At 71.0% G+C, this 23,406-nt stretch carries 22 protein-coding genes; 19 read left to right on the top strand and 3 right to left on the bottom strand.

Features of this window, described 5'->3' with window-relative positions; translation table 11 throughout:
* Positions 1–60: 60 nt before the first annotated feature.
* The 6 genes from G6N64_RS22455 (at position 61) to G6N64_RS22430 (ending at position 5,501) form a co-directional block, all read left to right on the top strand.
* A complete protein-coding gene (locus G6N64_RS22455) occupies positions 61–459 on the top strand; it encodes a GlcG/HbpS family heme-binding protein (protein WP_163799912.1) in 399 nt (132 codons plus the stop codon).
* Positions 460–531: 72 nt separating this feature from the next.
* On the top strand, positions 532–960 hold the full coding sequence (locus tag G6N64_RS22450) for a diol dehydratase small subunit (protein WP_163799911.1): 429 nt from the start codon (positions 532–534) through the stop codon (positions 958–960).
* 9 nt (positions 961–969) lie between these two features.
* Entirely contained in the window at positions 970–2,682 is a 1,713-nt protein-coding gene (locus G6N64_RS22445) for a propanediol/glycerol family dehydratase large subunit (protein ID WP_163799908.1), read from the top strand.
* Between the two features lies 1 nt (position 2,683).
* A complete protein-coding gene (locus G6N64_RS22440) occupies positions 2,684–3,268 on the top strand; it encodes a propanediol/glycerol family dehydratase medium subunit (RefSeq protein ID WP_163799889.1) in 585 nt (194 codons plus the stop codon).
* Positions 3,269–3,279: 11 nt separating this feature from the next.
* Positions 3,280–5,127, top strand: a complete 1,848-nt coding sequence (locus G6N64_RS22435; RefSeq protein WP_163799887.1) for a diol dehydratase reactivase subunit alpha — start codon at positions 3,280–3,282, stop codon at positions 5,125–5,127.
* Positions 5,124–5,501 carry a glycerol dehydratase reactivase beta/small subunit family protein gene (locus G6N64_RS22430; protein WP_163799884.1) on the top strand — a complete coding sequence of 126 codons (378 nt, stop codon included), beginning with the start codon at positions 5,124–5,126 and terminating at the stop codon, positions 5,499–5,501. The genes G6N64_RS22435 and G6N64_RS22430 overlap by 4 nt, the downstream gene beginning before the upstream one ends.
* Here G6N64_RS22430 and cobG read toward each other — a convergent pair.
* Both cobG and G6N64_RS22420 read right to left on the bottom strand, forming a co-directional pair.
* Positions 5,498–6,607: a precorrin-3B synthase gene (gene cobG, locus G6N64_RS22425; RefSeq protein ID WP_163799883.1), complete on the bottom strand. Its 1,110-nt coding sequence runs from the start codon at positions 6,605–6,607 to the stop codon at positions 5,498–5,500. The two genes, G6N64_RS22430 and cobG, sit on opposite strands and share 4 nt — an antisense overlap.
* Before the next feature lie 4 nt (positions 6,608–6,611).
* Positions 6,612–7,577: a TauD/TfdA dioxygenase family protein gene (locus tag G6N64_RS22420; RefSeq protein WP_163799881.1), complete on the bottom strand. Its 966-nt coding sequence runs from the start codon at positions 7,575–7,577 to the stop codon at positions 6,612–6,614.
* Positions 7,578–7,969: 392 nt separating this feature from the next.
* Between G6N64_RS22420 and cobN the strand changes: the two genes are divergently transcribed.
* From cobN to G6N64_RS22385, 7 genes are all read left to right on the top strand, one after another.
* Positions 7,970–11,563: a cobaltochelatase subunit CobN gene (gene cobN, locus G6N64_RS22415; RefSeq protein ID WP_163799879.1), complete on the top strand. Its 3,594-nt coding sequence runs from the start codon at positions 7,970–7,972 to the stop codon at positions 11,561–11,563.
* Positions 11,564–11,653: 90 nt separating this feature from the next.
* A complete protein-coding gene (locus G6N64_RS22410) occupies positions 11,654–12,043 on the top strand; it encodes a PPOX class F420-dependent oxidoreductase (protein ID WP_163799877.1) in 390 nt (129 codons plus the stop codon).
* Position 12,044: 1 nt separating this feature from the next.
* Entirely contained in the window at positions 12,045–12,440 is a 396-nt protein-coding gene (locus G6N64_RS22405) for a PPOX class F420-dependent oxidoreductase (RefSeq protein WP_163799875.1), read from the top strand.
* 43 nt (positions 12,441–12,483) lie between these two features.
* Positions 12,484–12,969, top strand: coding sequence for an FxsA family protein (locus G6N64_RS22400; protein ID WP_163799873.1), 486 nt, complete (start codon positions 12,484–12,486; stop codon positions 12,967–12,969).
* A 1-nt stretch (position 12,970) separates the two neighbouring features.
* The gene (locus G6N64_RS22395; protein ID WP_163799869.1) at positions 12,971–14,581 is read left to right on the top strand and encodes an amidohydrolase; all 1,611 of its coding nucleotides are present in this window, start codon (positions 12,971–12,973) and stop codon (positions 14,579–14,581) included.
* Positions 14,574–16,298 (top strand): apolipoprotein N-acyltransferase, encoded by a 1,725-nt coding sequence (gene lnt / locus G6N64_RS22390; protein ID WP_163799868.1) that lies wholly within the window; start codon positions 14,574–14,576, stop codon positions 16,296–16,298. The genes G6N64_RS22395 and lnt overlap by 8 nt, the downstream gene beginning before the upstream one ends.
* 52 nt (positions 16,299–16,350) lie before the next feature.
* Positions 16,351–17,109: a polyprenol monophosphomannose synthase gene (locus G6N64_RS22385; RefSeq protein ID WP_163799866.1), complete on the top strand. Its 759-nt coding sequence runs from the start codon at positions 16,351–16,353 to the stop codon at positions 17,107–17,109.
* 21 nt (positions 17,110–17,130) lie between these two features.
* Here the strand turns inward: G6N64_RS22385 and G6N64_RS22380 are convergent, their stop codons facing one another.
* Complete coding sequence (locus G6N64_RS22380) at positions 17,131–17,469, bottom strand: RNA polymerase-binding protein RbpA (RefSeq protein WP_163799864.1); 339 nt, start codon at positions 17,467–17,469, stop codon at positions 17,131–17,133.
* A 122-nt stretch (positions 17,470–17,591) separates the two neighbouring features.
* Between G6N64_RS22380 and G6N64_RS22375 the strand changes: the two genes are divergently transcribed.
* The 6 genes from G6N64_RS22375 (at position 17,592) to G6N64_RS22350 (ending at position 23,368) form a co-directional block, all read left to right on the top strand.
* Entirely contained in the window at positions 17,592–17,933 is a 342-nt protein-coding gene (locus tag G6N64_RS22375) for a hypothetical protein (protein WP_174266862.1), read from the top strand.
* Positions 17,934–17,968: 35 nt separating this feature from the next.
* Positions 17,969–19,603, top strand: a complete 1,635-nt coding sequence (locus G6N64_RS22370; RefSeq protein ID WP_246230766.1) for a RecQ family ATP-dependent DNA helicase — start codon at positions 17,969–17,971, stop codon at positions 19,601–19,603.
* 72 nt (positions 19,604–19,675) lie between these two features.
* Entirely contained in the window at positions 19,676–20,902 is a 1,227-nt protein-coding gene (locus G6N64_RS22365; protein ID WP_163799862.1) for an alpha/beta hydrolase, read from the top strand.
* Positions 20,903–20,988: 86 nt separating this feature from the next.
* Positions 20,989–21,696, top strand: a complete 708-nt coding sequence (locus tag G6N64_RS22360; RefSeq protein WP_163799860.1) for a hypothetical protein — start codon at positions 20,989–20,991, stop codon at positions 21,694–21,696.
* A gap of 122 nt (positions 21,697–21,818) precedes the next feature.
* A complete protein-coding gene (locus tag G6N64_RS22355; RefSeq protein ID WP_174266986.1) occupies positions 21,819–22,631 on the top strand; it encodes an ABC transporter permease in 813 nt (270 codons plus the stop codon).
* On the top strand, positions 22,628–23,368 hold the full coding sequence (locus G6N64_RS22350) for an ABC transporter ATP-binding protein (protein WP_163799858.1): 741 nt from the start codon (positions 22,628–22,630) through the stop codon (positions 23,366–23,368). Before G6N64_RS22355 ends, G6N64_RS22350 begins: the two co-directional genes overlap by 4 nt.
* Positions 23,369–23,406: the final 38 nt, after the last annotated feature.

The following is a 23,406-nucleotide window of genomic DNA, read 5'->3' as shown; positions in this document are numbered from 1 at the left end:
ATCATCGGCGTCGCCCGACGTCAAACTGGTTGACCGAGAGCACATCCGAAGGGGCAGGCCATGAACCGACTTCCACTCGACACCGCGACGAGGATCGTCGCGGCCGCGACCGCCAAGGCGACGGAGATCGGCCAGCCGATGAACGTGGCCGTCGTCGACGACGGCGGGCACCTCGTCGCATTCGCCCGGATGGACGGCGCGATCAAGGCGAGCATCGACATCTCGATCCGCAAGGCGCGGACGTCGATCCTGATGAACCTGCCCACCAGCGCGCTGATGGACGTGTGCCAACCGGGTGGCGAGCTGTACGGGCTCGAGCAGTTGTCGGGTGGCCTGGTGCTGTTCGGCGGTGGACTGCTGCTCGAGGTCGACGGCGAGGTCGTCGGGGCCATCGGCGTCAGCGCGGGAAGCGTCGAGCAGGACGTCAGCGTCGCCGAGGCGGGCGTCGCCGCGCTCTGACGGGATCGGGCCACGCGGGTCTGACCTGCCGTGCAACGAACATGCAACGTGACCCAGCGCACAATCGAAGGCGTGACGGAACCCGTACTGGACCCGGCGGCCGACTACCCACTGAGCGTGCACCGCACCGACGTGCTGTTCACACCCACCGGGAAGTCGATCGAGGACATCACGATCGAGGCGGTGATGGCCGGTGAGGTCGGCGCCGAGGACCTGCGCATCACACCGGACACGTTGCGGTTGCAGGCGCAGCTGGCCGAGAAGGTCGGACGTCCCCAGTTGGGCGACAACCTGCGGCGCGCCGCGGAGATGACGGCCATCAGCGACGAGCGCGTCCTCGAGATCTACAACGCGCTGCGGCCGAACGCGTCGACCAAGCCGGAGTTGGACGCGATCGCCGACGAACTCGAATCCGTCTACGGTGCAACGTTGCTCGCCGGTCTCGTCCGCGAGGCGGCCGACGTGTACGAGCGTCGCGACGTCCTGGCCACCGGCGAGTAGGAGCAGACGATGACCGCAGCACCGCAGCACGGCACCGACGGCGTCCGGCACTCCAAGCGCACCGAGGTGCTGGAGAACCGCCCGGTCAATCTCGACGGCTTCGTCGAGGAGTGGCCCGAGGCCGGCATGGTCGCGATGGACAGCGCGTTCGACCCCGCCCCGAGCGTGCGGGTGGCCGACGGGCTGATCGTCGAGATGGACGGTCGCGTCCGCGCCGCCTTCGACTTCATCGACCAGTTCATCGCCGACAAGGCGATCGACGTGGCGAGCACCGAGGAGTCGATGGCGCTGTCGGCGCAGCACATCGCGCGAATGCTGGTCGACCCCGGCGTCTCCCGCGACGAGGTGCTGTCGGTGACCCGGGGCCTCACCCCGGCGAAGCTGCTCGAGGTGGCCAAGGCGATGAACATCGTCGAGATCATGATGGGCATGCAGAAGATGCGGGCCCGCCGCACGCCCGCGAACCAGGCGCACTGCACCAGCGCCCGGGACAACCCGCTGCAGGTGGTGTGCGAGGCGGCCGAGGCGGCGATCCGCGGCTTCGCCGAGGTCGAGACCACCCTCGGCGTCGTGCGCTACGCGCCGCTGGTCGCGATGGCGCTGCTGATCGGCAGCCAGGCCGGCGAGGGCGGCCCGCTCACGCAGTGCGCGCTGGAAGAGGCCACCGAGCTGGAACTCGGCATGCGCGGCATCACCGGCTATGCGGAGACCATCTCGGTGTACGGCACGGAGGCGGTGTTCGTCGACGGCGACGACACGCCGTGGTCCAAGGCGTTCCTCGCCGCCGCCTACGCGTCGCGCGGCATCAAGATGCGCTTCACGTCGGGCACAGGCTCCGAGGTGCAGATGGGCAACGCCGAGGGCCGCTCCATGCTGTACCTCGAGATCCGCTGCATCCTGGTCGCCAAGGGCGCGGGAGTGCAAGGGCTGCAGAACGGTTCGATCTCGTGCATCGGCGTGCCCGGTGCGGTGCCCGCGGGCATCCGGGCCGTCGCCGCGGAGAACCTCATCGCGTCAGCAGTCGATCTGGAGTGTGCGTCCGGCAACGACCAGTCGTTCTCGCACTCGCCGATGCGTCGCACCGCGCGCCTGATGCCGCAGATGATGCCGGGCACCGACTTCGTCTGCTCGGGCTACTCGGCGGTGCCCAACTACGACAACATGTTCGCCGGGTCCAACGTGGACGCCGAGGACTTCGACGACTTCAACACCCTGCAGCGCGACTTCCAGATCGACGGCGGTCTGCGGCACGTCCGGGAGCCGGAGATCCTGGCCGTCCGGCTGCACGCCGCGAAGGCGCTGCAGGCGGTGTTCCGCTACCTCGACCTCGCGCCGATCACCGACGACGAGATCGATGCCGCGGTCTACGCCCACGGCAGCAACGAATTGATCCCGCGCGACGTCCTCGAGGACTTCAAGAGCGCCCAGCAGGTAATGGATCGGGGAGTCACCGGTCTCGACATCGTCAAGGCGCTCGAGTCGACGGGTTTCTCCGGCATCGCGGACCACGTGCTGACCGTTCTGCGGCAACGGGTCTCGGGCGACCTGCTGCAGACCTCGGCGATCCTGACCAGGGACCTCGTGCCGCTGTCGGCGATCAACGACCGCAACGACTACGCCGGTCCCGGCAGCGGCTACCGGCCGTCCGGCGCCCGGTGGGAGGAGATGAAGCGGCTGCGACACGTCACCAGCGCCGCCAACCCGGAAGAGGAGGTCGACTGAGATGACGTCACCGGTCGAGACACGGACGCTGGCCTTCACCGAGATCGGCCCCGCCGAGCGCGGCACGCGCTCCGACGAGGTCGTGGTGTCGGTGTCGCCGGCGTTCGCGGACTTCTTCTCCAAGACCATCACCGGGCTGTCGCACGCCGACGTGATCCGCCAGTTGCTCGCGGGCATCGAGGAGCAGGAGGTGGAGGCACGCTGCATCAGGGTGTCGCACAGCTCCGACCTCGCGGTGGTGGCCCACACCGGCGCCAAGCTGTCCGGGTCGGGCATCGGGATCGGTCTGCTGTCCCGGGGCACCACGATGATCCACCAGCGCGACCTGCCCCGGCTCTCGAGCCTCGAGCTGTTCCCGCAGTGTCCACTCATGACGCTGGAGACCTACCGCCAGGTCGGGTCGAACGCGGCGCGGTACGCCAAGGGTGAGTCGCCCGAGCCGGTTCCGACGATGAACGACCAGATGGCGCGGCCCCGCTGGCAGGCGAAGGCCGCGCTGCTGCACCTCAAGGAGACCGAGCAGATCCGCAAACAGGCGCGGCCACTGGAGGTGTCGCCCGAGTTCTCGGCGGTCGCCGCGAGCTGAGGGTCCACGACGTGGCAGTCCTGTGCGTCGGGGTCGACATCGGCAACTCAACCACCGAGGCCAGTGCGGCGACCGTCTCCGACGACGGCGGTGTCGACTACCTCGGTAGCGCGCTGACCCCCACCACCGGCGTCAAGGGGACCGTCGGCAACGTCGACGGAGTCGTTGCGGCGGTGACCAATTCGCTCGCCGGCGCGGGCGTGGCGCTGGCCGACCTCGACGTCATCCTGCTCAACGAGGCGACCCCGGTGATCAGCGGGCTGGCCATGGAGACCATCACCGAGACGATCATCACCGAATCGACGATGATCGGACACGATCCCCGCACGCCGGGCGGCCGTGGGCTCGGCATCGGAGTGGTCGTCGCGTTCGGCGACCTTGGCCAGGTCGACGCCGGCACGGCCGTCATCGTCGCCGTGCCCGCAGGCGTCGACTTCGACGCCGCCGCAGCGGCGATGAACGCCGCCCGTACGCGCGGGGTGGCCGTCGAGGGGGCGATCCTCTGCCACGACGACGCCGTCCTCGTGGTCAACCGGCTCGAGGTCAAGATCCCCGTCGTCGACGAGGTCTCGCGCATCGATGCCATCCCGGTCGGCATGCGCGCGGCGGTGGAGGTCGCCGCACCCGGCCAGTCGATCCGGACGCTGTCGAACGCCTACGGTCTGGCGACGATCTTCGAACTCGACGCCGCGGAGACGAAACTCGTCGCGCCCGTGGCCCGCGCGCTCACCGGCAACAGGTCGGCCGTGGTGATCCGCACGCCGTCCGGCGACGTGGGCGACCGCGTCATTCCCGCGGGCTCGCTGGTGCTGACGGGGGAGCGGCGGCGGGCCACCGTCGACGTCTCCGGCGGCGCCGCCGACATCATGGCGGCCGTCGAACGCGTCGGCCCGCTGACCGACGTCACGGGCGAGGCCGGCACCAACACCGGCGGGATGATCTCCGGCGTCCGACAGAGCATGGCCGACCTGTGCGGCCACGACCTCGGCGACGTCCGCATCGGCGACCTGCTCGGCGTCGACACGTTCGTGCCGCAGGAGGTCCGCGGTGGGCTCGCGGGCGAGGTGGCGCTGGAGAACGCGGTCGCTCTCGCGGCGATGGTCCGCACCCGCGAGAGCGGCATGCAGGCCGTCGCCGACGCGGTCCGCGAGCGACTTCGCGCGGTGGGCGCCACGCACGTCGACGTCGTGGTCGGAGGCGTCGAGGCGGAGATGGCCGTGCTCGGAGCGCTGACGACCCCCGGCACCGACCGTCCACTGGTGGTGCTCGACCTCGGCGGCGGATCCACCGACGCCGCGCTGCTCACCGCCGGCGACGCGGTCGGCACCGTGCACCTGGCGGGCGCCGGCGATCTGGTGACCAAGTTGATCGACGCCGAACTCGGCACGCAGAACCTCGAACTCGCCGAGGAGATCAAGCGCCACCCGCTGGCCAAGGCGGAGAGCTTCTTCCACGTCCGGCTCGAGAACGGCACCGTGCAGTTCTTCGAGAAGCCGCTGCCCCCGCCGTCGTTCGGGCGCGTCCTGACCCTCGGCGAGCACGCGATGAGTCCCATCCCGACCCGGCACTCGCTGGACCGGATCCGCACCGTTCGGCGTTCCGCCAAGGACCGGGTGTTCGTGGTGAACGCGCTGCGGGCGCTGGCCCGGGTGGCCCCCGACGGCGACCTGCGCCGGATCGGCTTCGTGGTCCTCCTCGGCGGGTGTGCGCTCGACTTCGAGATCCCGCAGATGATCGCCGACGCGGTCGCGCCCCACGGGATCGTCTGCGGCACGGGCAACGTCCGGGGGACCGAGGGGCCGCGCAACGCGGTGGCCACCGGGTTGGTGGCGTCGTTCGCGCGGCGGCACGCGTCGTGAGCCGCGACAAGGGGCCGACCCGGCCGGTGATCGTGGTCGCCAGTGTCGCCGCCGGGCCCATCGAGGACGCCGTGCTCGCGGGCATCGAGGAGGAGGGCGTGCCGTTCGTCGTCGACAGGGACGTCGACCGCGCCGAGGGAGCGGATGCGGCGGCCCTGGCCCGGGTCGCCGCCCTGCGGTCACCGCTCGGCGTCGGGGTCGGAATCGATGCGGCGCAGGGGATCTGCGTGCAGCCCGAGAAGGTGGCCGACCCGATGGCCGATCTGATGTCGCCCCCCGGGGCCGGAGCGGAGACGGCCCGGGTACTCGGGCACGACGCCGCGCGCATCTGCGTCGGCCTGCCGCTCAAGGGTGCCGGCCGGCGCGGGACCTAGTCCCGTGACCGGTAGCCGTCCTCGGTGGCCACCAGCACGTCACCCACCGGCGGGCTGCCGCAGGCGCGTCCGCACCCGACGAAGTGCCGGTGCACGGCGCTCGGCTCGCGGACGGCCTCGGCGGCGTCCCGCCGCACGTCGGTGAGCGACCGTTCGCAGCCCGGACTGCCGGTGCAGGCGCTGACCGACAACCAGGGGGAGTCGGCGTCGAACACCAGGCCGAGCGGCGCGAGCACCCGCAGCGCGACGTCGGCGACGCCCTCGTCGAGGTCGCACACCAGCACCGAACGCCAGGGCGTAATGACCAGGGGCGCCTCGATGGCGGCCAGGAACTCCGCGGTCCGGGCCTCCAGCACGCCGAGGCGCACGGCCGCGCCGAGCGCCACGCGACCGTCGTCCTGATCGATCCATCCCACGGGCGGGCGCACCTCGGGCGGCCACGTGGCGCCGGGGTCGGCCGTCCGCTCCAGACCGGCCAGCACCACCGTTGGATCATCGAGTTCACCGACCCGCCAGGCCTTTCCGCGGACATCGACGAACCGTCGGGCGATGCTCGTCAGTGCGTCGACCGCGTCGTCCATCGCCACCCGCACCCCGGTGTCGACGCCGGACAGCAGCACCGCCGCGACGTCGGGGGTCAGCGCGTGCACGGCGGCGTCGGTACCCAACCCCGACACGTCGCCGCGACCGTCGTCGACCCCGAACAGGAACCGCCCGGGGAGATTCTCGAGGACCGCGTCGCGCCGGATCGCCGCGTCGAGGTCTCCCACCACGGCGCGCACGTCGACGATGCCGCCCGACCGGCCCGACAGCGGGGACGCCACGACGTTGCGCACCCGCTCGTGGCTGGGCGAGGGCAGCAGGCCCGCGTCGGCGACCGCCTCGGCGAAGGCGCCGGTGTCCGTGACGCCTCGAGCCTGCAGGTTGCCGCGGGAGGTGAGTTCCAGTGTCGCCGAGCCGAATCGGGTGGCGGCCGCGGCCAGGGCGCCCAGTTGCCCGGCGGTGATCATGCCCCCGGGCAGGCGGATCCGCGCCAGGGCACCGTCGGCCGCCTGGTGCACCTGAAGTGCGCCGGGACACGCATCGTCATCGCGGCTACGGATCACACCCCTACGGTACGGCGGTGAGCCTCCGCGGTGCCACGACGTCGGAGTAGTGCGAGGCGTCGCCGGTGATGACGCGGCTGGTCGCGCCGTGTACGTCGACGGGAACGTCGCCCGCCAGCGTGACCCGGCTGAGCTTGCGGTACTGGTCGTCGTAGTCGGACACGGCGTAGTGCTGGGTGGCACGGTTGTCCCAGATGGCGAGGTCGCCGGGCAGCCAGTTCCAGCGGATGGTGTTCTCCAGCCGGGTGACACGCGCCTGCAGCAGCGCCAGCAGCGTCGCCGACTCGTGGTTGCCGAGCCCGACGAACCGCTTGACGAAGTGGCCGAGCAGCAGCACCTTGCGGCCGGTCTCCGGGTGGACGCGCACCACGGGGTGTTCGGTCTCGTAGGTGTCGGACACGAACTCGTCGCGGTACTGCCGCGCGGTGTCGGCGGCGGGGTTCTGCGCGGCGGCCCGGCTCTCGTCGTAGTCGCGGATGTAGTCGTAGTCGTTGGTGTGGATGGCCCGCAGGTTCTCGACCAGGTGCCGCAGCGGCTCGGGCAGCTGGTCGTAGGCGGCCTCGGTCGACGCCCAGGTGGTCGTGCCGCCGTACTCGGGCAGCGTGACCGCCCGCAGCAGCGACGCCTTGGGGATGCGATCGACGAACGTGACGTCGGTGTGCCACGAGTTCGCCTTGTCGTAGCGCGAGTCGATCGGCAGGACGTCGGTACCCCGGGACAGCACGGTCGGGTGGGCGAGCGTGGGGGTGCCGAGCAGGCGGGCGAACTCCAGCTGCAAGGCGTCGTCGAGGTTGTGCTGATCCCGGAAGAAGATCACCTTGTGGGTGAGCAGTGCGTCGTTGATCGTCGCGACCGTGGCGGAGTCGAGGTGAGGGCCGAGGCGGACGCCGTCGATCCGGGCCCCGATGTGGGCGCCCAGCTTGACGACGGTGGGTGCGTCGGCACGAGCGGACGGTTGAGGAGAAGCCATCCCGTCATCTCCTCAGACGGACGCCGTCGGCGCCACCGTTTCGCTTGGCACGAGCCGAAGTCCGGCCGCCCAGGGTGACCTGGGTCACGTCGCGAGTCGATGTGTTCCGTGCCACACGAAACCCGCACATCCGGTACCGCCGGTACTACGTTTTGCTCAGCAGTACCGCCCGCCGGGACAACGACGTCCACGGGCGCTGATCGAGAGGAACGACCATGTTCGCACTCATCGCCTTCGCAACCCTCGTCGTGGCACTCGTCGCGATCCTGGGCCTTCCGTACCCGCAGTCCTGGCAGAGTCGCTGGGGCAACTACGACCGCTGATCGATGCTGCGGTCGCATCGGACCGCGGGGATGGACCGGCCCCGCGGCCCGGTGCGGTACGAATAGGGCGTGGCTGAAACTGCGTCGGTGCCGACCATCCTCCTGCTGTCGACGTCCGACACGGACCTGATCGCGGCGAGAACGAGCGGCGCCGCGTATCGCTGGGCCAATCCCTCGCGGCTGGTGGAGGGCGAACTCGCCGAACTGCTCGACGGCGTCCAGGCGGTCGTGGTGCGCATCCTCGGCGGCTACCGGTCGTGGGAGGACGGCATCGACCAGGTCGTCGCCTCCGGACTGCCCACGGTGATCATCAGCGGCGAGCAGGCACCCGACGCGGACCTGATGAGCCATTCGTCGGTCCCCGCGGGCGTCGCACTCGAGACGCACGTCTACATGGCCCAGGGCGGCGTCGCCAACCTGACGCAGATGCACGCGTTCCTGTCCGACACCCTGCTCATGACCGGGTACGGCTTCGCGCCCCCGGTGGCCACCCCGACCTGGGGTCTGCTGGACTGCCCGGCCGGCAACGAATCGACGAACACCGGACCCCGCGTGGCGGTGCTCTTCTACCGCGCACAGTTCCTCGCGGGCAACACCGCCTACGTCGGCGCGCTGTGTCACGCCATCGACGCGGCCGGCGGTCGGCCGGTCGCCATCTACTGCGCCTCGCTGCGCAACGCCGAACCCGACCTCCTCGACCTGCTCGGCTCCGTCGACGCGATGGTGACCACGGTGCTCGCCGCCGGCGGTGCCACCCCGGCCGCCGTGGGTGCCGGCGGCAACGACGACAGCTGGAACGTCGCGCATCTCGCTGCGCTCGACGTCCCGATCCTGCAGGGTCTGTGCCTCACGTCGTCGCGCAGTACCTGGGCCGCCAACGACGACGGCATGTCGCCACTCGACGTCGCGACGCAGGTGGCCGTCCCGGAGTTCGACGGCCGCATCATCACGGTTCCGTTCTCGTTCAAGGAGATCGACGACGACGGCCTCATCTCCTACGTGGCCGACCCGGAGCGGTGCGCACGGGTGGCGGGCCTCGCGGTGCGCCATGCCCGTCTGCGCCACGTGCCGCCCGCCGACAAGCGGGTGGCCCTGATGTTCTCGGCCTACCCCACCAAGCACGCGAGGATCGGCAACGCCGTGGGGCTGGACACCCCGGCCAGCGCGGTCGCCCTGCTGCGCGCCATGGACGCCGCCGGCTACGACATCGGCGAGGTCCCCGGCGTCGAGGCCGGCGACGGCGACGCCCTGGTGCACGCGCTCATCGAGCGCGGCGGGCAGGACCCGAACTGGCTCACCGAGCAGCAACTGGTCGGGAATCCCATCCGGGTGTCGGCCGCCGAGTACCGGGAGTGGTTCGCCGCGCTGCCCACCGACCTCACCGATGCCGTCACCGCGCACTGGGGTCCGCCGCCGGGCGAACTCTACGTCGACCGGAGCAAGGACCCGCAAGGCGAGATCGTCATCGCCGCAATGCAATCCGGCAACGTGGTCATCATGGTTCAGCCGCCGCGCGGCTTCGGTGAGAACCCGGTGGCGATCTACCACGACCCGGATCTGCCGCCCAGTCACCACTACCTCGCCGCCTATCGCTGGGTGGACCGCAAGTTCGGCGCCGACGCCGTCGTGCACCTCGGTAAGCACGGCAACCTCGAGTGGCTGCCGGGCAAGACCCTCGGCATGTCCGCCAGCTGCGGCACGGACGCCGCCATCGGCGACCTCCCGCTGATCTACCCCTTCCTCGTCAACGACCCGGGGGAGGGCACGCAGGCCAAGCGCCGCGCGCACGCGATCCTCGTCGACCACCTCATCCCGCCGATGGCCCGCGCCGAGAGCTACGGCGACATCGCCCGCCTCGAGCAGCTGCTCGACGAGCACTCCGCGATCTCGGCGCTCGACCCCGGCAAGCTGCCCGCGATCCGGCAGCAGATCTGGACGCTGATGCGGGCCGCCAAGATGGATCACGACCTCGGCCTGGCCGACCGCCCCGACGAGGACGTCTTCGACGACATGCTGCTGCACGTCGACGGCTGGCTCTGCGAGATCAAGGACGTCCAGATCCGGGACGGGCTGCACATTCTGGGCGTGGCACCCACCGGCGACGTCGAACTCGACCTGGTGCTCGCGATGCTGCGCGCCCGCCAACTCTTCGGCGGCGAGCAGAACGTGCCGGGGCTGCGCGAGGCGCTCGGACTGGCGGAGGACGGTCAGGACAGCCGCATCTCGGTCGACGCCGCAGAGGAGGAGGCCCGCCGGCTCGTCGCCGCCCTGCAGGACTCCGGCTGGGACGCCGCGGCCGTCGACGGCATCACCTCCGACCCAGCGGTCGCGTCGGTACTGCGATTCGCCGCCGACGAGGTGGTGCCCCGGCTGCGGGGAACCGAGCGCGAGATCGACCAGATCCTCCACGCCCTCGGCGGCGGGTTCATCCATTCGGGCCCGTCGGGGTCGCCGCTGCGCGGGCTGGTCAACGTTCTGCCCACCGGCCGCAACTTCTACTCCGTCGACCCGAAGGCCGTCCCGTCCCGGCTGGCGTGGGACACCGGTGTCGCGCTGGCGGATTCGCTGCTGCAGCGCTACCACGCCGACCACGGCGAGTGGCCCCGGTCGGTGGGTCTGTCGGTGTGGGGCACGTCCGCGATGCGGACCTCCGGTGACGACATCGCCGAGGTGTTCGCGCTGCTCGGCGTCCGGCCGGTGTGGGACGACGCGTCGCGGCGCGTCGTCGACCTCGAGGCGATGTCGCTCGCCGAACTCGGCAGGCCCCGCATCGACGTGACGGTGCGGATCTCGGGCTTCTTCCGCGACGCCTTCCCGCACGTCGTCGCGATGCTCGACGACGCGGTGCGCCTGGTGTCGCGGCTCGAGGAGTCCGACGCCGACAACTACGTGCGCGCACACACCCGCGTCGACCTCGCCGAGCACGGCGACGAACGCCGCGCCACCACCCGCATCTTCGGGTCCAAGCCAGGCACGTACGGCGCCGGCCTGCTGCAGCTGATCGACAGCCGCAACTGGCGCGACGACCAGGATCTCGCGGAGGTCTACACCGCGTGGGGTGGGTTCGCCTACGGCCGCGGCCTCGACGGCGCCCCGGCGACGGCCGACATGAACACGGCCTACCGGCGCATCGCGGTGGCGGCGAAGAACACCGACACCCGCGAGCACGACATCGCCGACTCGGACGACTACTTCCAGTACCACGGCGGCATGATCGCGACCGTCCGTGCACTTACCGGCCGCGACCCGGCCGCCTACATCGGCGACAACACCCGGCCGGAGTCGGTGCGCACCCGCTCGCTGTCCGAGGAGACCAACCGCGTCTTCCGCGCCCGGGTGGTCAACCCGCGGTGGATGACCGCGATGCGCCGACACGGTTACAAGGGCGCCTTCGAGATGGCCGCAACCGTGGACTACCTGTTCGGCTACGACGCCACCGCGGGCGTGATGGCCGACTGGATGTACGAGCGACTCGCCGGCGAGTACGTCCTCGACGAGGAGAACCGCAAGTTCATGAACGAGTCCAACCCGTGGGCGCTGCACGGGATGGCCGAGCGACTGCTCGAGGCGGCCGGCCGCGGCATGTGGGACCAGCCGGAACCCTCGACGCTGGCCGACCTGCGCCAGGTGCTGCTGGAGACCGAGGGCGACCTCGAGGGCTGAGGGCCGTCGTCGAGACTGCGCCGGTGGTCGTGATCTCTGCGCAATCACGACCGTGGGCGCGGTCTCGACGCCATTGAGTAGGTTGATCACATGCCCGTGACCTTCGCCGACGTCGCCACGTCGGAGTACATCCTGCTCACCACGTTCACGAAGGACGGCCGGCCCAAGCCGACCGCCATCTGGGCCGCGCCGGCCGGGGACGCCCTGATCGCGATCACCCAGGAGAAGTCCTGGAAGGTCAAGCGGATCCGCAACACCTCGCGCGTGACCATCGCCGAGTGCGACCGCGGCGGCAAGCCGAAGGGTGAGGCCGTCGAGGCGTCGGCGACCATCCTGCCGAAGTCGGCGAACGCCAAGACCTACGACGCGATCGGCAAGCGGTACGGCCTGATCGGGAAGACGTTCAACGTCTTCTCGAAGCTGCGCGGCGGCATGACGAAGAACGTGACGATCGAGCTGACGCCGGCCCAGGGGAGTTGAGATGGCGCCGGAGTTCAAGGACGTCTACGGCGAGAAGTACCTGCTGCTGACCACGTTCACCAAGGACGGACGGCCGAAGCCCACCCCGGTGTGGGGCGTGCCCGACGGCGACAGGCTGGTCATCAGCACCGACGACGGGTCGTGGAAGACCAAGCGCATCAACAACACTCCGCGCGTCACCATCCAGAAGTGCGGCGTGCTCGGCAAGGTCAAGGGCGAGCCCGTCGAGGCGGTGGCCCGCAACCTGCCGAAGTCGGAGACCCGTCGGGTGTTCGACATGGTGACCCGCCGGTACTGGTGGCACGCGTGGTGGTGGATCCCGCAGGCGCGGATCCGCGGCGGCGTCGACAAGGTGCACGCCGCCATCGAGGTCACCGCGGTCCCCGACGGCGGCTAGGGACTTGAAGGAACCCGGGCGATCCCGCGAACGTTGTCACCACATGGCTATGCGGCTCTTCCTGGTCTACGTCCTCGCCGAACTGGCAGTGGTCGTCGGACTGGCATCGACGATCGGCATCGGGTGGACGTTCCTGATCCTGGTGGGCACGTTCGCCCTGGGGTTGGCGGTCGCCGGATCGCAGATCAAGCGGCAGGTCCGCCTGCTGCAGTCCGGTCTGACGTCGCCGCAGGGCGCGGTCACCGATGGAGCGCTGGTCGCCCTCGGCGTCGTCCTCACGGTGATCCCGGGCCTCGTCACGTCCGTACTGGGCCTGCTGCTGCTCGCCCCGCCGACCCGGGTGCTCGCGCGGCCGGCAGTGGCCGCGCTGGCAGCCCGCGGGTTGGGCCGGATGCCGCTGATCGTCACGACCGCCACCGGACCGCGTCGGGCGCGGCCCGGGGACTACATCGACGGCGAGGTCGTCGACGTCACGGACACCGAGCGGCCCGGCCTGCCGCCGACCTTCGGTCGACCGCCCGCGCCGTGACGTGACCACACTGCTCGTCAACGGCCGGATCCACAGCCCGGCCATGCCGGACGCGACGGCGATCGCGGTCGGCGACGGCCCCGACGCCACGGTCCGATGGCTCGGCTCCGACGACGTCGGCCGTCTGCAGTTCCCCGACGCCGAGGTGGTCGACCTCGCCGGGGCATTCGTCGCCCCCGCGTTCGTCGATGCCCACGTTCACCTCACCTCCACCGGGTTGAACGTCGACGGCCTCGACCTTCACGAGGCGACGTCGCTGGAGCACTTCCTGCGCCTGGTCGGCGACTACGCGCGTCGCATCCCCGAGGGGCCGGTCTGGGGACACGGCTGGGACGAGTCGACCTGGCCGCGGCCCGTGCCCCCCACGACCGCCGACCTCGACGCCGTGCTGGGGGATCGACCGGCGTACCTGGCGCGGGTCGACGTGCACTCGGCGGCGGCGTCGACCGCACTGCGGGCCCTGGTCCCGGAAGCGGGCGCGGCCCCGGGATGGGATCCGGAACGACCGCTGACGGCCGACGCGCACCACCTGGTCCGCGCCGCGGCGCGGGACCTGCTGACCCCCGGGCAGCTGACGGCGGCGCGGATCGCCGCGCTCGACCTCGCCGCGCGCAACGGTGTCGTCGCCGTCCACGAGTGCGCGGGCCCGGCCATCGGGGGACTCGACGACTGGCTGGCGGTGCGGGATCTGGTGCACGGCGTCGACGTCGTCGGCTACTGGGGCGAGGCGGTCGGCACGGCCGCGCGGGCCCGCGAGCTGGTGGACGCCACCGGGGCCGCGGGCCTGGCGGGCGATCTGTTCGTCGACGGCGCGCTCGGTTCGCGCACCGCCTGGTTGCACGACCGGTACGCCGACGCCGACACGTGCGGCAACGCCTACCTCGACGTCGACGCCGTGGAGGCGCACGTCGCGTCTTGCACCGAGGCGGGCGTCACCGCCGGGTTCCACGTCATCGGCGATGCGGCCACCGCCGCGGTGGTCGAGGCCTTCGGCCGCGTCGTGGGACGCGTCGGGGCGCCCGCGGTCGCGCGGTGTGGGCATCGTCTCGAGCACCTCGAGATGGTGTCCGAGCAGCAGGCCGCCCAGCTCGGCGCGTGGGGCGTCATCGCGAGCGTGCAGCCGCACTTCGACGCCGTCTGGGGTGGTCGCGACGGCATGTACGCCGCTCGGCTGGGGCCCGATCGGGCCTCGGGGCTCAACCGGTTCGCCCTGTTAGCATCCTCAGGCGTGCCACTCGCCTTCGGTTCCGATTCCCCCGTGACCAGCATCGATCCGTGGTCGACCGTGCGCGCTGCGGTGCGTCACCGCACCCCGGGCAGCGGGGTGTCGGCGCGGGCGGCGTTCGCTGCGGCCACCCGCGGGGCATGGCGGGCCGCCGGTGTCCGCGACGGGGTGACCGGCACGCTGGTCCCCGGAGCACCCGCGTCCTACGCGGTGTGGGAACTGCCCGACGGACCCGCCTCGCTCGAGGTGGCCGCACCCGCCGACCAGGTGCAGCGCTGGTCCACCGAACCGAACTCGCGGGTGCCCGCGCTGCCGAACCTCGATTCCGGACGTCCCCTGCCGCGGTGCCGCACGACGGCGCACCGAGGGGTCGTCCTCCATGGCTGAGCCCAGTACGACGTCGGAGGCAGCCGACCCCGACGCCGCGACGCCCACGACGACGTCACCCGGCTTCGCCGCCCGGGCCGCGACGCGCGCCCGCGGTGTCCTGACCCCGCGCCTGATGCGGCTGAGCGCGTCCGTGGCGGGCGGCCTCGCGCTGTGCCTGGCGTTTCCGCCGTTCGGCTGGTGGTTCCTCGCGTTGCCCGCGGTCGCGTTGCTGGCCTGGGTGCTGTTGGAACCGGCGACTAGTCGACGCGGTGGCTTCGGCTACGGCTTCGTGTTCGGGATGGCCTTCTACCTGCCGCTCATCCCGTGGATCAGCGGCCTGGTGGGCGCCTTCCCCTGGGTGATGCTCGCCGCGCTCGAGGCGCTGTTCGTCGGGGTGTTCGGCCTGCTGGCGGTCGTGGTGCGCCGACTGCCGGGATGGCCACTGTGGTTCGCGGGCGTCTGGATGCTCGCCGAGTGGCTGAAGTCCGTGATCCCGTTCGGGGGCTTCCCCTGGGGTGCCGTCGCCTTCAGCCAAACCGACAGCCCGCTGCTGACCGTGGCGCGCCTCGGTGGTGCGCCGTTGGTGTCGTTCGTCACCGTCCTGGCCGGGTTCTGCTTCGCGGCGCTGGTGTTCGAGGCGGTGCGGTGGTGGCGCACCGATCACCACCTGGCCCGGATCTCGCTGCCCGCCGTCGTCGTGCCGGGGGTGTGCCTGGTGGTGATCCTGCTGCTGATCGCACTCGCCGGACCCGCGGTGCGCAAGGCCGGTGTCGGTGCGGGTGACGACGAGACGGTGGCGGTCGCCGCGATACAGGGCAACGTGCCGCGTCTCGGCCTCGACTTCAACGCCCAGCGCCGGGCGGTGCTCGACAACCACGTCCGGGAGACGATGCGCCTCGCCGAGGACGTTCGCGCGGGCCGTGCGCCGCAGCCCGCCATCGTGGTGTGGCCGGAGAACTCGTCGGACATCGACCCGATCGCCAACCGCGACGCCGCCGAGCAGATCTCGCTCGCCGCCGACGCGATCCGTGCGCCGATCCTGGTGGGCGCCGTCGTGAAGGCGCCCGGCTACACCGTCGACGCCCCGGCCGCCCACAACACGGTGATCGTGTGGAACGACGCAGGTCGGGAACCCCCCGGGCCGGGTGAGCGGCACGACAAGAAGATCGTGCAGCCCTTCGGCGAGTACCTGCCCTGGCGCAGTTTCTTCAGCCTGTTGTCCTCGTATGCCGACCGGGCGGGCTACTTCGTCCCCGGCGAGGGCAACGGCGTGGTGCACGCCGCCGGCATCCCGGTGGGTGTGACCACCTGCTGGGAGGTCATCTTCGATCGCGCCGCTCGCGAGTCGGTGCTCGGCGGCGCCCAGCTCCTCACCGTGCCGGCCAACAACGCGACGTTCGACGAGCCGATGAGCGCCCAGCAGCTGGCCTTCGCCCGCCTGCGCGCCGTCGAGCACGACCGGTACGTCGTCGTCGCCGGCACCACGGGCATCAGCGCCGTGATCGCTCCGGATGGCCGCGAACTGGCCTCCACGGCGTTCTTCGAGCCCGCCTACCTCGACATGCAGGTGCGGCTGAAGTCGGATCTCACCCCCGCCACCCGCTGGGGACCCATCGTCCAGGGGCTGCTGGTGTTGATCGGGGTGTCGTCCGTGGTCGCAGCGATGCTGCACAATGGAGCTTTCGTGCGTCGCCGCCGGACGGCGCCCGCACCCGACGGTGAAGGAGTGGCATGACCGACCAGCGAGGAGCCTTGCGGTCGCGCATGACGTCGGAGTGCGGTCGCGCATGACCAGTGGTGAACGCCCCAGTCAGCGCACGCTGGTCATCATCCCGACCTACAACGAGCGCGAGAACCTTCCCCTGATCGCAGCACGGGTGCACGCCGCCGTGCCGCACTGCCACGTCCTGATCGTCGACGACGGCAGTCCCGACGGCACCGGTGAACTCGCCGACGAGCTGGCACTCGCCGATCCCGACCGGGTGCACGTCATGCACCGCGTCAGCAAGGACGGCCTGGGCGCCGCGTACCTGGCCGGCTTCGCCTGGGGGCTGGGACGGGGCTACTCGGTGCTGGTCGAAATGGACGCCGACGGCTCGCACGCCCCGGAGGAGCTGCATCGTCTGCTCGACGCCGTCGACGCGGGCGCCGACCTGGCGATCGGTTCGCGCTACGTGCCCGGTGGCGAGGTCAGGAACTGGCCGCGGCGCCGAATGGTGTTGTCGCGGACCGCGAACGGGTACTCCCGCATCTCGCTGGGAGTCGACGTCAACGACATCACCGCGGGTTACCGCGCCTACCGCCGCGAGGTGCTCGAGAAGATCGACCTCGGCGCGGTGGACTCCAAGGGGTACTGCTTCCAGGTCGACCTGACGTGGCGCACGATCAGCGCGGGCTTCGTGGTGGTCGAGGTGCCGATCACGTTCACCGAACGCGAGCTGGGCAAGTCCAAGATGAGCGGTTCGAACATCCGCGAGGCGATCGTCCGGATCGCCCAGTGGGGCATCCGCGGGCGCATCGATCGCGCCCGCGGCGCCGTCCGCTAGGGGCGGCGGTCCGCTGCCGGGTCAGTTGCCCCGGCGGCGCGTCTTGATCAGGTCGAGGCGCTCCTTGAGCAGCTCGTCGAGTTCCTCCACCGAGCGGCGCTCGAGGAGCATGTCCCAGTGCGTACGCGGCGGCTTGACCTTCTTCTGCTCGGGCACCTCGCCGTCGATCAGCGTGCCCTCCATGCCGTTGCGGCAGGGCCAGGTGCCCGGGATCTCGGCGTCGTCGGCGAACGGGACCTCGAACTCCTCGCCGTTGTCGGTGCGGTAGCGAGCGACCTGACGCGGCGCCAGGTCGTGATTGCGATCGGTCTCGTAGCTCACGGCCCCGAGCCGGCTGCCCCTCAACACACGATCAGCCATCGTCACCACTCCTTCTCAAGATTTCGTCCGAGAACGTCAACGCGTTGCGGCGCCGAGAAGTTCCCGACCCAACGGTCCATGATACCGGGATACCCACGATCGGCCGTTTAGAGTCAGTCGTCGTGGAGACCGCGACCCGCAGACGCGCCAAGTCCCAGCCCTGCCGGTGGTGTGGCCGCGACGTCGACGATGCGGGCATCGGCCGGCGCAGACAGTACTGCAGGCAGTCCTGCCGGCAACGGGCCTACGAGCAGCGGGCACTGGTGAAGGGCACGTCGGTGCCCACCGACGCGGTGGTGCTCACCGCCGACGAGGCCGCCCAACTGGCCGACCGCGTGTATCAGGTGAGGTGCGCCGCCGAGGACGTCGCGACCGCGGTCGACGAGGGGGCCGACGCGGACGAGCTGCGCGGCCTGTGCGACGCCCTGATGCGGGCGGCGAAGGCCGCCGACGGCTGGCGCTAGGTTTTTCCCACCGTCCCGCGGGTAGCTGCACGCCCGTGGTGAGGGACGACGGGTACGCGGACGAGTTGCGCAGCGCCGCAAGAGAAGTGTTCGGCTGGCAGGAGCTGCACCCGGAGCAGCTGGAGGCGATGACGGCGGTGATGTCCGGCCGCGACGTGCGGGCCGTGCTCCCCACCGGATCGGGCAAGTCGGCGATCTATCAGGTCCCCGCAGTCCTCCTCGACGGCGTCACGCTGGTGGTGTCCCCGCTCATCGCGCTGCAGCAGGATCAGATCGCGGGCCTCGACGACACCGACGCGCTCCGGGCCGTCGCCATCCACTCGGGGCAGGGCGTCCATCAGGTGGAGGACGCCTGGGCAGCCGTGTGCGAGCGGGACGCCGACTACGTCTTCCTGTCGCCCGAACAGTTGGCGAACGACGACGTGGTCGCTCGCCTCGCGTCGACCGGGGTGTCGCTCATCGTCGTCGACGAGGCCCACTGCGTGTCGGCCTGGGGGCACGACTTCCGTCCCGACTACCTGCGGCTGCCGGACGCATTTGCGGCCATCGCGCCGTCGGCTCCGGTCGTCGCACTCACCGCGACCGCGTCGACGGTGGTGCGCCGCGAGATCGCCGAGCGGCTGCGGCTGCGGGATCCGCTGTTCGTGACGGGGAGCTTCGACCGGCCCAACCTCCGGCTCGAGGGCAGGCAGTACCTCCGGGACGCCGACAAGCGCAGCGCGGTGGTGGCAGCCGTCGCCGAACTGGCGGTCCCGGGGCTGCTGTACACGGCGACCCGCCGGGACGCCGAGCGCTACGCCGCCGACCTGACCGGGCGCGGCATCGGGGCGGCGGTCTACCACGCGGGGCTGTCGGCGGGTCAGCGCAACGCCGTGCACGAGGGGTTCCGCGGGGGGCACCGGGCCGAGGCGTTCGACGTGGTGGTCGCGACGTCGGCGTTCGGGATGGGCATCGACAAGCCGAACGTACGGTTCGTGGTGCACGCGTCGGTGCCCGACTCGCTCGACTCCTACTACCAGCAGATCGGCCGGGCGGGTCGCGACGGCGGGGACGCGCTCGCGCTGCTGTTCTACCGTGCCGAGGACCTCGGCCTCGCCACCTTCTTCACCGTGCACCGGCCGAACGAGGATCTGCTGGCGGCGGTCCACGGCGCCCTCGACGTGGACCGGCCGAAGCGGATCAAGGCGCTGCGCGCCGAACTCGACGTACGCGGGCGCACGCTCACCAACGCCGTCAACCTGCTGGAGCAGGCCGGCGCGATCACCGGCACGCGCACGGGTTTCCGCTCGACCGGGTGGGCCGTCGAGGACGCGGTGCGCGGCGCCGTCGAGGTGGTCGAGGCCCGCGAGCGCATCGACCGCAGCCGCGTCGAGATGATGCGCGGTTACGCCGAGACCCGGGATTGCCGGCGGCAGTTCCTCCTCACCTACTTCGGCGAGACGCTGCCGGGTCCGTGCGGCAACTGCGACCGGTGTGCGGAGCGGGCCGCCGACGCCGACACGGCACCGCCGGCGATTCCGGTCGATACCGCTGTGTCGCATCGGGATTGGGGACGCGGCGTGGTCATCGGCGGGGATCCCGACCGCATCACCGTGCTGTTCGACGACTACGGCTACCGCACGCTCGCAATGGCGCTCGTCGAAGAACGGGACCTCCTGACCGCCCGCTGATCTCGCGCGAGACGCCCTGTGTGCCGGGGCGAGGCCGTACGATGAGGCCCCCGACTGCCGAAATGGGGAGCCGTGTCCTCGTCCCCGCCCGATGCCGGCCCGACCGCTGACGGAACCCGGCGCGTCTGGAGCTTCGCCGGCTTCGTGCTGGATACGGCGCGGTACGAACTGCGCCGGGGTACTGCGGTGATCCGTGTCGAGCCACAGGTGTTCGACGTACTGACACTGCTGGTGCGACACCACGATCGGTTCGTCGCGAAGGAGGAGCTGTTCGACTCGGTGTGGGGTGGGCGCTTCGTCGGTGAGGCCGCGCTCACCAGTCGCATCAAGGCGGCCCGTCGGGCGCTCGGCGACGACGGCGAGTCACAGCGCTTCATCCGGACGGTGCGAGGCCGTGGCTACCAGTTCGTCGCCACGGTCGACGTCGACGAGACGGCTGTGCCCGATCCGTCACCCGCGCCGCGGCAGCACATCGCGTTCTGCCGTGCCGCCGACGGCGTCCGGCTCGCCTACGGCGTCGCGGGGGAGGGCCCGCCGCTGGTGCGTGCCGCCAACTGGATGACCCATTTGGGTTACGACATCGAGAGCCCGGTGTGGCGCCACTGGGTACGCGATCTCGCGGCGCACCACACGTTCATCCGGTACGACGAGCGTGGGTGCGGACTCTCCGACTGGGAGGCCGGCGACTTCACGTTCGACGACTGGGTCGACGACCTCGAGACCGTCGTCGAAGCGCTTGGACTGGACAGCTTTCCACTGCTGGGGGTGTCGCAGGGCGGCGCGGTCGCAGTCGCCTACGCCGCCCGACATCCCGGTCGGGTCACCCACCTCGTCCTGTGCGGCGCGTACGCCCGCGGCCGAGCCGTGCGGGCCACCAGTGACGAGGAGAACCGTGCCGCCGCACTCGATCTCGACCTGGCGCGGGTCGGGTGGGGCCGCGACGATCCCGCCTTCCGGCAGGTGTTCGCCGCCCAGTTCCTGCCCGACGGCTCCCGCGCGGACTGGGAGGCGTTCGACCATCTGCAGCGGCGGACCACCTCGGCGGACAACGCGGTGCGGTTCCTCGAGGAGTTCGCGCGCATCGACGTCCGCGACGATGCCGGCGCCGTGGCCTGCCCCACGCTCGTCCTGCACTCGCGCGACGACCACCGGGTGCCGGTGCGCTACGGCGAGGAGTTGGCCGCGCTCATTCCCCGGTCCCGTCTGGTCGAGCTGGCCAGCAGCAATCATCTGCTCGTCGAGGGCGAACCCGCATGGCAGGTGTTCTGCGACGAGGTCGAGGCCTTCCTGTCGGGGTGAGTCGCGGGGTGAGTCGCGGGCGATCTCCACGCAATCTCCATGCAATCTCCATGTACCGCCCGCACCGGCGACACATCATGATCACCATGAGAAGACACCTCCGCACCCTGCTCGTGGGTCTCAGCGCACTGACCGCACTGGCGACCCTGTCCGCCTGCTCCGGCGGGTCGTCGAGCCAGTCGTCGCCCACCGCGGCACCGTCGTCGACCACAGCCTCGGGCCCGGCGCCGTTCCCCGCCTCGGCCCGCTACATGGCCGACGCGGAGGCCGACGGCAAGAAGATGACGATCGGCATCTCCGTGGATGGAGACAGCATCGCCGCCTACGCCTGCAACGGCGTCGACGACGAAGCCTGGTTCTTCGGTGAGCAGTCCGACGGGAGCGTCGACATCACCTCGCGGTTCCGCGACACCCTGAACGCATCGTTCGACGGCACCGACGTCACCGGTGACCTGACCATGAACGGCGTGACCTACGACTTCCGTGCCGCGGCGGTGTCGGCACCCGCGGGCATGTACACGGCGGCGCTCGACGGCACGCGCGCGTCGTGGATCGTCCGGCCCGACGGGTCGGTGACCGGCGTGCAGTTCACCGCCGGGAGCACCGGCCGCGACTTCGAACAGGCCGAGCTGCAACAACTCAACGCGGCCCAGTTCCAGACGCAGGTGCGCAACAAGCGGATCCTGCAGCAGGCGAACCAGTCGGTGAAGCTCACCAACGGAACCCTCACCTCGGCGATCAACGGGCGCACCGTGACCGCCGACCTCGTCGTGGGCACCACCAGGTTCGGCTGACCCGGCGAATGCGCACGCCCCCGTCGGTGGGCCGATACCCGGTCCCCGTCGGGGGCGTCGCCTTTTCGTCAGGGGGAATCGAACCCTTCCGGCCGTCGACGCGGGTTGCGTAGCGTCGCCGCATCGTGACCGCTTCCCTCAACGCCGCCGCAGCTGCGTCCCCCACGACGGGGAGGACGCCGCGGCCCCGCCGCCGGTGGGCACTGATCCGGCTGGCCTCGCCGATCGCACTGCTCGCGCTGTGGCAGCTGGCCAGCGCGGTCGGCGTCCTCCCGCAGGACGTGCTGCCCGCACCGTCGCTGATCCTCGAGGGCGGGTTCGAACTGATCGCCAACGGGCAGTTGGCCGACGCGCTCGGGGTCTCGGGCCTGCGGGTGCTCGAGGGTCTGGTGCTCGGCGGTGTCGTCGGGGTGGCGCTCGGCACCGCGGTGGGTTTGTCCCGCTGGACCGAGGCGACCGTGGATCCGCCGATGCAAATGCTCCGCGCGCTACCGCATCTGGGTCTGATCCCGCTGTTCATCCTCTGGTTCGGCATCGGTGAGCTGCCGAAGGTGCTGCTCGTGGCGCTCGGCGTCAGCTTCCCGCTGTACCTCAACACGTTCTCCGCGATACGCCAGGTCGATCCGAAGCTCTTCGAGACCGCCGCGGTGCTCGGATTCTCGTTCCGCCAGCGGTTCCTCGACATCATCGTCCCGAGCGCGGCGCCGCAGATCCTCGTCGGCTTCCGGCAGTCACTGGCCATCGCCTGGCTGACCCTGATTGTCGCCGAGCAGATCAACGCCGACAAGGGAATCGGCTTCCTGATCAACAACGCCCGCGACTTCCTCCGCATCGACGTCATCATCTTCGGCCTGATCGTGTACGCCCTCCTGGGCATCGGCACCGATGCCGGAGTCCGCGCCCTCGAACGACGAGCACTGAGGTACCGCCAATGACCATCCTGTCCGAACCCCAGACCGGCACCGCCGCAGCGGAACTGCGCCACGTCGACAAGTGGTACGGCGATCACCACGTGCTCGACGACGTCTCACTACGCGTCGGTGACGGCGAAATCGTCGCGCTGATCGGGCGCAGCGGATCGGGCAAGTCGACGGTGCTGCGCGTCCTCGCCGGCCTGTCGGACGACCACACCGGCGAGCGGGTCGTGTCCGGCGCTCCCGCACTGGCCTTCCAGGAGCCGCGGCTGTTCCCGTGGCGGGACGTCCGCACCAACGTCGCGTACGGCCTGCGACGGACCGCGGCGTCCGCGAAGGAGGCCGCCGCGCGGGCCGAGGTCGCGCTCGCCGACGTGGGACTCGCCGACCGGGCCGGCGTCTGGCCCGTCACGCTGTCGGGCGGCCAAGCGCAACGGGTGTCGTTGGCCCGAGCGCTGGTCGCCGAACCAAGGCTACTGCTGCTCGACGAGCCGTTCGGTGCGCTCGACGCCCTGACGCGACTGACGATGCGCGCGCTCCTGCTCGACCTGTGGCGCGAACACCGCTTCGGCGTCCTCCTCGTCACCCACGACGTGGACGAGGCCATCGCCCTCGCCGACCGCGTGGTCGTCCTCGACGAGGGGCGCGTCATCCACACCCTCGACGTGGCGGACCCACGCAGACCGGCGGGCGACCCGTCGCCGGACACCGAGCGGCACCGCACCGAACTGCTCGACCAACTCGGCGTGCACCTCTGACCGCCGACTCCGCCAACCACCCCGCGAAAGGGAGCACC

Origin of the sequence: Mycolicibacterium sediminis (assembly GCF_010731735.1) — a bacterium.
Taxonomy (GTDB): domain Bacteria; phylum Actinomycetota; class Actinomycetes; order Mycobacteriales; family Mycobacteriaceae; genus Mycobacterium; species Mycobacterium sediminis.
The sequence above is the reverse complement of the archived record's forward strand: the minus strand, read 5'-3'. Positions and strand labels throughout refer to the sequence as shown.